This is a genomic window from Stenotrophomonas sp. YJH_SMC_27 (genome assembly GCF_059369815.1).
This window is the reverse complement of record NZ_JCAFTA010000002.1, coordinates 517,554-524,458: the sequence shown is the minus strand read 5'-3', so window position 1 is coordinate 524,458 and position 6,905 is coordinate 517,554. Positions and strand designations below refer to the sequence as shown.

The 6,905-nt window shown below is 67.8% G+C and carries 5 protein-coding genes and 1 pseudogene; 2 read left to right on the top strand and 4 right to left on the bottom strand.

Annotation, left to right across the window (positions count from 1 at the left end; genetic code table 11):
• Positions 1-112: pseudogene (locus AC5P7R_RS05990) on the top strand (IS110 family transposase); the annotation flags it as partial.
• Positions 113-182: 70 nt separating this feature from the next.
• Here AC5P7R_RS05990 and hutU read toward each other — a convergent pair.
• From hutU to hutI, 4 genes are read right to left on the bottom strand one after another with little or no spacing between them, the layout of a single operon-like run.
• Positions 183-1,850, bottom strand: coding sequence for a urocanate hydratase (gene hutU, locus AC5P7R_RS05985; RefSeq protein WP_111150194.1), 1,668 nt, complete (start codon positions 1,848-1,850; stop codon positions 183-185).
• A complete protein-coding gene (gene hutG, locus AC5P7R_RS05980; protein ID WP_021202763.1) occupies positions 1,847-2,701 on the bottom strand; it encodes an N-formylglutamate deformylase in 855 nt (284 codons plus the stop codon). Before hutG ends, hutU begins: the two co-directional genes overlap by 4 nt.
• Positions 2,698-4,239: a histidine ammonia-lyase gene (gene hutH, locus AC5P7R_RS05975; RefSeq protein ID WP_134730840.1), complete on the bottom strand. Its 1,542-nt coding sequence runs from the start codon at positions 4,237-4,239 to the stop codon at positions 2,698-2,700. Before hutH ends, hutG begins: the two co-directional genes overlap by 4 nt.
• Positions 4,236-5,459: an imidazolonepropionase gene (hutI, locus tag AC5P7R_RS05970; protein ID WP_134730838.1), complete on the bottom strand. Its 1,224-nt coding sequence runs from the start codon at positions 5,457-5,459 to the stop codon at positions 4,236-4,238. The genes hutH and hutI overlap by 4 nt, the downstream gene beginning before the upstream one ends.
• A gap of 67 nt (positions 5,460-5,526) precedes the next feature.
• On the opposite strand from hutI, the gene AC5P7R_RS05965 reads away from it, so the two are divergent.
• Positions 5,527-6,897, top strand: coding sequence for a formimidoylglutamate deiminase (locus AC5P7R_RS05965; RefSeq protein ID WP_134730836.1), 1,371 nt, complete (start codon positions 5,527-5,529; stop codon positions 6,895-6,897).
• Positions 6,898-6,905 lie beyond the last annotated feature (8 nt).

Sequence of the window (6,905 nt, the reverse complement as noted above, 5' to 3'; positions counted from 1 at the left end):
TAACATCCTGGCCAGGAAGCTGGCCAAGATCGCCTGGGGCGTCTTCAAGAGCGGTCGGGACTTTGACCCAGCCATGCTGAAAGTGGGTCAAGCCTGCTTCCAGCAGGCTTGACCGCGAACATAGGATCTCGGCTCTACAGGTGTTTCCGGGCAGTGCCGGCTGCTGGCCGGCACCCCTGTGATCAGCCGAGGATTCCGGGCAGATCCAGTCCCTTCTCCTTCGCGCAGTCGATCGCGATTTCATAGCCCGCATCGGCATGGCGCATCACGCCGGTGGCCGGGTCGTTCCACAGCACGCGGCCAATCCGCTTGGCCGCCGCCTCGGTGCCGTCGCAGACGATCACCATGCCGGCATGCTGCGAGAAGCCCATGCCCACGCCACCGCCGTGGTGCAGCGACACCCAGGTCGCGCCGCTGGCGGTGTTGAGCAGGGCGTTCAGCAGCGGCCAGTCGGACACCGCATCGGAGCCGTCCGCCATTGCTTCGGTTTCGCGGTTCGGTGAAGCGACGCTGCCACTGTCCAGGTGGTCACGGCCGATCACCACCGGCGCCTTCAGTTCGCCGTTGGCCACCATTTCGTTGAAGGCCAGGCCGAGTCGATCACGATCACCCAGGCCGACCCAGCAGATGCGTGCCGGCAGGCCCTGGAACTTGATCTTTTCGGCGGCCATGTCCAGCCAGCGGTGCAGGTGCGGGTTGTCCGGAATCAGCTCCTTCACCTTGGCATCGGTCTTGGCAATGTCTTCCGGGTCGCCACTCAGTGCCGCCCAGCGGAACGGGCCGATGCCGCGGCAGAACAGCGGGCGGATGTAGGCCGGCACGAAACCCGGGAAATCGAAGGCATTGGCCACACCTTCTTCCAGCGCCATCTGCCGCAGGTTGTTGCCGTAGTCCACGGTCGGCACGCCCAGCGCGTGGAAGCCGAGCATGGCGCGGATGTGGTTGGCCATCGAGGCACGCGCAGCCTTTTCCACTTCCTTGGGGGCGGAGACACGCTTTTCATCCCACTGCTCGACCGTCCAGCCCTGCGGCAGGTAGCCGTTCACCGGGTCATGCGCGGAGGTCTGGTCGGTCAGCAGGTCCGGCTTCACGCCGCGCTTGAGCAGTTCAGCCAGCACGTCGGCGACGTTGCCGAGCAGGCCCACCGACTTCGGCGTACCGGCCTTGCACGACTCGTCGATCAGGCGCAGGGCTTCGTCCAGATTGTCGGTCCAGGTATCCAGATAGCCGGTGCGCAGGCGCATGTCGATGCTGCTCTTGCGGCACTCGACGGCCAGGCAGGAGGCGCCGGCCATCACGGCAGCCAGCGGCTGTGCACCACCCATGCCGCCGAGGCCACCGGTGAACAGCCACTTCCCGGTCAGGTCGCCGCCGAAATGCTGGCGCCCCATTTCCACGAAGGTCTCGTAGGTGCCCTGCACGATGCCCTGCGCACCGATGTAGATCCAGCTGCCGGCGGTCATCTGGCCGTACATGGCCAGGCCCTTCTTATCCAGCTCGTTGAAGTGGTCCCAGTTGGCCCAGCGCGGCACCAGGTTGGAATTGGCGATCAGCACGCGCGGTGCATCGGCGTGGGTGCGGAACACGCCCACCGGCTTGCCGGACTGCACCAGCAGAGTCTGGTCGTCGTCCAGGCGCTTGAGCGTTTCGACGATGGCATCGAAGCTCTCCCAGTCACGCGCGGCGCGGCCGATGCCGCCGTACACCACCAGCTCCTGCGGCCGCTCGGCCACGTCCGGGTGCAGGTTGTTCATCAGCATGCGCAACGGCGCTTCGGTCAGCCAGCTCTTGGCGTTCAGCGTGGTGCCGGTCGGCGCGGCGATGGTGCGGGACGGGTCGTTGCGGGTCATGCGGCGCTCCGGTTCGTAGCGAATTCAAGGCAGGCGTTGAGCACCTGCGCCAGGGTGTGGCGCAGTGGTGCGGCGTGGTCGGGGTCGAGCGGGGTGGGCCAGCTGTGTTCGTCCACCTGGTCCGGCAGGGGTTCGTGCATGTAGCCGCGGCAGGCAAGTTCCATCTGCAGGCTGTGCACGCCGCCGGCGATGTTGCTGTAGTGGCGGGTGATCCAGCCGCCCTTGAAGCGGCCGTTGCGCACCTGGCTCATGCCGCTGATCTTCAGCAGGTTTTCCACAACATCGCTCAAGGCGTTGTCGCAGGACGTGTCGGGTGCGCCGGACGGCCCGGCGGTACCGAGGTTGAACTGCGGCAGCTCGCCATCGAACAGGTGCGGAATATGCGAGCGGATCGAATGCGCGTCGTACACCACCACCGTACCGTGCTGCGCGCGCAGGCGGGTGATCTGTGCGGCCAGCGCATCGTGGTAGGGCAGGAAATATGTGTCGCGGCGCCGCGCGATCTCGGCGTCATCCGGCTCGCGGCCCGCGTGGTACAGCGGCTGGTTGTCGAAGGTGGTCAGCGGGCACAGGCCGGTGGTGTTCTGGCCCGGGTACAGCGACACACCGCTGGGATCGCGGTTGAGGTCGATCACCGAACGTGAGATCGCCGAGCGCACCGTGGTCGCGCCCATGCCGCGCACGAAGTCGTACAGCTCGTGCACCCACCAGTCGGCATCGCGGCGCGCCAGCCACGGCGAGTGGTAGTCGCCGATCAGGTCGTGCGGCAGCTCGCTGCCGGTATGCGGGAAGCTGACGATGAGGGGGGCGTCGCCTTCGTGCACCGTCAGCCATTCGGGACGGGTATTCATGCGTGGGGTTCCACGGTTGGCAGCAGGTCGGTCAGGCCCTGCGCCAGCGCGCCACTGCGCACCAGATTCGTGGCGGTCACCATGTCCGGATGGAAGTAGCGGTCTTCTTCCAGCGTCGGCACCTGCGCGCGCAGGGTGGCGCGCACGGTTTCCAGCGCGGCACTGGAGCGCAGCGGCGCATGGAAGTCGCAGCCCTGCGCCGCGGCCAGCAGTTCGATGCCGATCACGTTGGCCGCGTTCTCGGCCATCTGCATCAGCCGGCGTGCGCCGTGCGCGGCCATCGACACATGGTCTTCCTGGTTGGCCGAGGTCGGGATCGAGTCAACGCTGGCGGGGTAGGCGCGCTGCTTGTTTTCCGAGACCAGCGCGGCAGCAGTCACCTGCGGAATCATGAAACCGGAATTCAAACCGGGACGTGGGGTCAGGAAGGCGGGCAGGCCGGACAGCGCCGGATCGACCAGCATCGCCAGGCGGCGCTCGCTGATCGAACCGATCTCGCACACCGCCATCGCCAGCATGTCGGCGGCGAAGGCCACCGGCTCGGCGTGGAAGTTGCCGCCGGAAAGCGCTTCGCCGGTATCGGTGAACACCAGCGGATTGTCGGACACGCCGTTGGCTTCGATTTCCAGCGTGGTCGCGGCCTGGCGCAGGATGTCCAGCGCCGCCCCCATCACCTGCGGCTGGCAGCGCAGGCAGTACGGGTCCTGCACGCGAACGTCGTTGTCACGGTGTGATTCGCGGATGCCTGAGCCCTGCATCAGCGTGCGCAGGGTGGCGGCGGTGGCGATCTGCCCGCGCTGGCCGCGGATCGCGTGGATGCGCGGGTCGAAGGGCGTGTCGGAACCCTTGGCTGCTTCCACCGACAGCGCGCCGGTCACCAGTGCGGCCTGGAACACGGTCTCGATCTCGAACAGGCCGGCCAGCGCATAGGCGGTGGAGAACTGGGTGCCGTTGAGCAGGGCCAGACCTTCCTTTGCGCCCAGGTCAATCGGCTGCAGGCCGGCACGCGCCAGTGCGTCGGTTGCGGGCAGGCGTTCGTCACCGATGTAGGCTTCGCCCACGCCAAGCATCACGCTGGCCAGGTGCGAAAGCGGTGCCAGATCGCCGGAAGCACCCACCGAGCCTTGTGCCGGCACCACGGGCAATACGCCCTTGATCAGCATCGCTTCGAGCAGCAGCAGGGTTTCCTCGCGAATGCCCGATGCGCCTTGCGCCAGGCTGACCAGCTTCAGCGCCATCATCAACCGCACCACGCTGGCCGGCATCGGTTCGCCCACGCCAGCAGCGTGCGAGAGCACGATATTGCGCTGCAGGGTGGCCAGGTCTTCGCGCTCGATGCGCACGCTGGCGAGCTTGCCGAAGCCGGTGTTGATGCCATACACCGGCGCACCCTTGGCGACGATGGCGGCGACTGCAGCAGCACTGGCGCGCACTACCGGCAGCGCGGCCGGATCCAGTGCAAGCGGTGCACCGCGATAGACCTGCCGCCACTGGGCGAGAGTGACATGGCCGGGGCGAAGAACCAGGGTGTTGCTCATGTGTTGCTCCAGGAGGCAGGCAGGTCGGGCTGCCCGCGCACCACGCGCGCGTGCAGCGGGTTGAATCCAATGCGATAGACCAGGTCGGCGGGGGCGTCGATGTCCCAGATCGCCAGGTCGCAGTCCATGCCGACGGCCAGGCGGCCGATACGCTCGCCATGGCCCAGTGCGCGCGCCGCTTCACGGGTGAAGCCGGCGATGCACTCATCCACGGTCAGGCGGAACAGGGTCGCGCCCATGTTCATCGCCAGGAGCGGGCTGGTCAGCGGCGAGGTGCCGGGGTTGCTGTCGGTGGCCAGCGCCAGCGGCACGCCGGCCGCGCGCAATGCAGCGATCGGCGGCAGGGTGGTATCGCGGGTGAAGTAGAAGGCGCCCGGCAGCAGCACGGCCACGGTGCCGGCGGCGGCCATCGCGGCGATGCCGGCGTCATCCAGATGTTCAATATGGTCGGCCGACAGTGCTCCTAAGCTGGCGGCCAGTTCGGCGCCATGCTGGTTGCTCAGCTGTTCGGCGTGGATCTTCACTGGCAGCCCATGCGCGCGCGCCGCTTCGAAGACCTGCCGCGCCTGCGCCGGCGAGAAGGCGATGTTTTCGCAGAACACATCCACCGCTTGGGCCAGGCCTTCCGCGGCGATGGCCGGAATCATCACGTCGCACACCTCGTCGATGTACTCCTGTGCTTCGCGGCCCGGCGGAATTGCGTGCGCGCCGAGGAAGGTGGTCACCACGTTGACCCGGCATTCCTCACCCAATGCACGCGCCACCTGCAGCTGCTTGCGTTCGTCGGGCAAGGTCAGGCCGTAGCCGGACTTGATCTCGATCGTGGTCACGCCTTCGGCACGCATCGCCAGCAGGCGCGGCCGGCTTTCGCGGGCCAGCTGTTCCGGCGTCGCGGCGCGGGTGGCGCGCACGGTGGAGACGATGCCGCCGCCGGCACGGGCGATCTCGGCATAGTTCACGCCCTGCAGGCGCTGCTCGAATTCGTTGGCGCGGTTGCCGGCGTAGACCAGGTGGGTGTGGCAGTCGATCAGGCCGGGCGAAATCCAGCGGCCTTCGCCATCGATGCGGGTGGTCGGCTTCAGGTGAGCGTCGCTGCCGGCCGGGCCAACGTGGACGATGCGGCCGTCGGCGCAGGCCAGTACGCCATCGCGGATGACACCCAGGCCGTCGCCGTCGAGGGTGATCAGGTGGACGTTGGACCAGAGGGTATCGACGTGCATGGCATCCACAACGCGGCTGTGCTTATATGTCTATACAATATAGGCGTCCATTTCGGGTTGTCCAGCCATGTCCGATTCGCGTTCCCCGCACAGTTTCCATGCTGCCCACGCCTTGCTGGCCGAGGGCTGGGCCCGCGATGTCCGCCTGCAGGTGCAGGACGGCCGCGTCACGGCGATCCACACGGGGCAGGGCGCCCAGCACGACGACACCCGCGTCGGCATCCTGGTGCCCGGCCTGCCCAACCTGCACAGCCATGCCTTCCAGCGTGGCATGGCCGGCCTGACCGAGATCGGCGGCGGTGACGGTGACAGCTTCTGGAGCTGGCGCGAGCTGATGTACCGCTTCCTGGCCCACCTGCGACCGGACGCGGTGCAGGCCATCGCCGCCCAGGCCTACATGGAAATGCTCGAAAGCGGCTTTACCCGCGTCGGTGAATTCCACTACCTGCACCACGACGCCGATGGTCGCGCCTATGCCAACCGCGCCGAGATGAGTGCACGGATCGCGGCGGCAGCCGAGCAGACCGGCATCGGCCTGACCCTGCTGCCGGTGTTCTATGCGCATGCCGATTTCGGCGGGGCGGCGCCGAATCCAGCGCAGCGGCGCCTGATCCACGACGTGGAGGGTTTCGCGCAGCTGCTGGAGGCCGCCAAGCCGGCATTGGCCGCGCTGCCCGACGCGGTGCTCGGCATCGCACCGCACAGCCTGCGTGCGGTCACCGGCGAGGAACTGAGTGCGTTGCTGCCGCTAACCGACGGCCCGGTGCACATCCATATCGCCGAGCAGGTGCGCGAAGTGGAGGCCTGCCTGGCCTGGAGCGGCCAGCGCCCGGTGCAGTGGCTGTACAACCATGCGCCGGTGGATGCGCGCTGGTGCCTGGTGCATGCCACCCACATCACCGATGACGAGCGCGCAGCCATTGTGGCCAGCCAGGCCGTGGCCGGCCTGTGCCCGATCACCGAGGCCAACCTGGGCGACGGGCTGTTCCCGATGCAGGCATTCGCGCGCGAGGGCGGGCGCTTCGGCGTCGGCTCCGATTCCAATGTGCTGATCGATGCGGCCGAAGAACTGCGCCTGCTTGAGTACGGCCAACGCCTGACCCTGCGCGGGCGCAATGTGCTGGCGCCGGATGCCACCCGCAGCACCGGTCGCTTCCTGTTTGAAGGCGCCCTGCTCGGTGGCGCACAGGCGCTGCGCGTGGCGGCTGGCCTGCAGGTGGGCGCCAGTGCCGATCTGGTCGAACTGGATGCCGCACACCCCGCGTTGCAGGCGCGACAGGATGACGCATGGCTTGACAGCTGGGTGTTCGCCGCACGTAATGGCGCGCTGCGATCGGTCTGGCGCCATGGCCGCCAATGCGTGGCCGAGGGCCGCCACCTGCAGCGCGAGGCGATCACCACCGCCTTCGCCGCCGCCCTGCGCGGCGTGCTGGGCTGATCGCCTCC